This is a genomic window from Dehalococcoidales bacterium (assembly GCA_041656115.1).
GTDB lineage: Bacteria > Chloroflexota > Dehalococcoidia > Dehalococcoidales > UBA5627 > UBA5627.
In genome coordinates this window covers 1-3,144 of the sequence record JBBAED010000026.1, presented here as the reverse complement: position 1 = coordinate 3,144, position 3,144 = coordinate 1, and the positions used below count along the sequence as shown (strand labels likewise).

Below are 3,144 nucleotides of genomic sequence, written 5' to 3'. Positions count from 1 at the left end.
CTGCCGACAGCAAGTCCGCCCAAGCAGAGACAGGCACAATAAAACTTGACATCCCCAGCGGTTTGCCGGCGGGGGAATATACGCTGCTGCTTTCGGTCGATGTTGACGGCAAAGCTTATTACAATCTGCCGCTGAACGGCGGACAGGATAAAATGTATGAAATCGCTAAATACACCGCCTGAAAACTTGCGGCAAACGGGTAAAAGAAACTTGCGCGGGTTTAAAAAATATTATGTGTATTATCTGTTTTTTCTGCCGTGCGCGCTATCGTTTATTCTGTTTAACTATCTTCCAATGGCGGGGATTGTGCTCTCGTTTAAAGATTTTTGGCCAAAATACGGTGTGTGGGGCAGTCCGTGGATGCAGCCGTTTTACGGTCATTTTGTAACGCTGTTTCGCGACCCGTATTTTTGGAGTGTTCTTAAAAACACTTTGGTTATCAGCCTGTTACGGTTGGTAATAGGCTTTCCTGCACCCATAATACTCGCTCTTTTGTTCAACGAGCTGCCGTTTGCGAGATTTAAAAAATTCGCGCAAACGGTGCTCTATCTGCCGCACTTTCTGTCGTGGATAATTTTAGCGGGAATGTTCAAAACGCTTCTCATGCAAGACGGGTTGATTAACCGGTTTGTCGGGGTATTTGGATTGGGGCCGGTGAGCTTCCTTACTTCAAGCGGCCCGTTTTTGACGTTTATAATACTGTCTGACATCTGGAAGGGAATGGGATTTGGCTCAGTGCTATATCTTGCCGCGCTTTCGGGTATTGACCCTTGTATGTACGAGGCCGCACGGATTGACGGTGCAAACCGCCTCCAGCGCATCCGTTTTATTACCTTGCCCGGGATCGCGCCCGTGATATCCATACAACTTATCCTTTCACTTTCGGGGATTTTAAACGGAGGTTTTGATCAGATATACAACCTGTACTCCGAACCCGTGTACGATGTTGCGGATATTATCGACACATATCTGTATAGGATTGGCTTTGAGGGAGGAATCAGTCATAACATCGAGCTGTCTACCGCCTTGGGCCTGTTTAAGTCGGTGGTAGCATTCGTGCTGATTTATTTTACCAACCGCGCCGCGAACAAAATAGGAGGCACAGGCGTATGGTAAAGGCTATAAAGAAAAAAACACGGGTCCAGCCTGCCGATGTTATAATATTTTGCATTATCCTGCTGCTTGTTGCGGTAACGGTTGTGCCGTTCATGAATCTGCTGGCGGTGTCCTTGTCAAGCCGAGGAGCGGTTTTAAGAGACCGAACCATGCTTTTTCCCCGCGAGTTTACTCTCGGAGCCTATGCGTTTATTTTAAAAAGCCCGGCAATCTATAAAAGTTTTTTTATAACCTTGGCAATAACGGCGACGGCGACGGCGGTGCATTTGTTTATTACAGTACTCGCAGGTGCAGCGCTTTCACAAAAAGCACTTCCTTTCAGGCGCACAATGATGCTCTTTGTGTTGTTTACCATGCTGTTCAGCGGAGGACTGGTACCTTATTACCTAGTCATTTCCCAACTTGGACTGATCGATACCTTTTGGGTGCTGTCAATCCCGGGTACCGCGTCCGCATTCAGTATCATACTGATGAAAAACTTCATCATGCAAATACCCGGAGCCCTTATCGACGCGGCGGAAATGGACGGCGCAGGACCGCTCCGGGTTACGGCAGGAATAATTGTTCCGCTTTCGCTGCCCATCATTGCCACGCTTTCGCTGTTCTGTGCGGTAGGCAAGTGGAATGACTGGTTTACCGCATATATCTTTATCAAAAAAGCCAAACATCTTTTGCCGCTTCAGAACGTCTTGCAAAATATCGTCATTAATACCAACACCGGAAATATCGGTGAAGGCATAAACCTTGAAGATTTTTCTGAAAATTTTCAAAAGGCGTTAATTGTGTTTGCATTAATCCCCATTGTAGCTGTGTATCCGTTTGTGCAAAGATATTTTGTCAAGGGTATCTTTTTGGGTTCGGTAAAAGAATAAAATAAGGAGATCATTAGACTATGAAAATAAAAAAACTATGTTTAGCAATGGCAATTGCAATGTTACTGAGTCTGCTTGCCGCTTGCGGCCCGGAACCGTCTGCCGGACTGACTTATGATTTTTCGGAAACTGATAAGAAAATTTCCTACCGTATTTTCGCGCCCGGACTTCAGGACTTTGAAAATCTTGAGAATGACAGGGTATTGAAATATCTCGAAAGCAAATTTAACGTCAGCTTAAATATTTCCGGCAGTGCAGAAGCGCATTGGCGCACTCGTCTCAACAACGAGGTATATGACGGCGATACCCCTGATCTTTTCTTTTCTATACCCTCGGAAAGCTCTTATACTGATTTAATCCGGCGCGAAGTTATCACTGACCTTAACCCGTATATTGAAAAACTTGATGCAAAAAATTTGAAGGCTGTTTTGGATTCTGAGCAATATAAGGAAACCACAAAATTAAACGGAAAAAATTATTTCTTGCCGCAAAGCACCGGTGTTTCCAACCACACGCTCTATGTCCGAAAGGATTGGATGAGGAAATGGAATGAGGACAGCGTGGCAAACGGTGGGCGCGGAAAAACAGGTGATGAAGTTTACGACCATCCGCAGACGCTATCTGATTTTACTTCCATGCTCACCTATTTTGCGCTTAAAGACCCCGACGGTGATAAAACGAACAATACCTACGGTCTGTCGTTGCCAAACAATTTTGATTTCTATAAAGATTTTATGGGAACTTTCGGAGTGGTGCCAGATTATTTCCGTGACGACAACGGCGACATACAGCTATCGGTCAACACCGAAAACTATCAAACTATGATTGATTGGTTCAAAACCGGCACATCGGAAGGTTATGTCTATCCCGATTACTTTTTACAGACTGAGGACGAAAACCGACTGAGCTTCTTCCAGGGCCGCGTCGGCGCAATGATAAGCAACGGCGACGGCATAGTGGCAGGAGCGTTGACCGAATTCCGTGCGCTTAACCCCGATGGCTATATGGATATGCTGGACATTTTGCCAATGCCTGACAGCGATGACGGGCAATACAAAGGCGCCTACAAGGGTTGGAACTTTTTTTGGGGCGGCTTCAGCGTTTCCGCAGACGCGCCCGAGCCCATGCGGCTTGTCAAAATCTTGGATTATTTAAT

4 protein-coding genes are annotated in these 3,144 nt (G+C 45.9%); all 4 read left to right on the top strand.

What is annotated here, in order from left to right; genetic code table 11:
- The coding region (locus WC958_06340; GenBank protein ID MFA5629840.1) for a hypothetical protein at window positions 1-182 on the top strand (182 nt) is incomplete at its 5' end.
- Window positions 157-1,116, top strand: coding sequence for an ABC transporter permease subunit (locus WC958_06335; protein ID MFA5629839.1), 960 nt, complete (start codon window positions 157-159; stop codon window positions 1,114-1,116). The genes WC958_06340 and WC958_06335, both read left to right, overlap by 26 nt.
- Window positions 1,110-1,988: a carbohydrate ABC transporter permease gene (locus WC958_06330; GenBank protein ID MFA5629838.1), complete on the top strand. Its 879-nt coding sequence runs from the start codon at window positions 1,110-1,112 to the stop codon at window positions 1,986-1,988. The genes WC958_06335 and WC958_06330 overlap by 7 nt, the downstream gene beginning before the upstream one ends.
- A gap of 20 nt (window positions 1,989-2,008) precedes the next feature.
- The coding region (locus WC958_06325) for an extracellular solute-binding protein (protein MFA5629837.1) at window positions 2,009-3,144 on the top strand (1,136 nt) is incomplete at its 3' end.

Bases quoted from the DNA above. Each gene is read 5' to 3' on its own strand.
- WC958_06335 (MFA5629839.1), top strand. From the start codon at position 157: ATGAAATCGCTAAATACACCGCCTGAAAACTTGCGGCAAACGGGTAAA.
- WC958_06330 (MFA5629838.1), top strand. From the start codon at position 1,110: ATGGTAAAGGCTATAAAGAAAAAAACACGGGTCCAGCCTGCCGATGTT.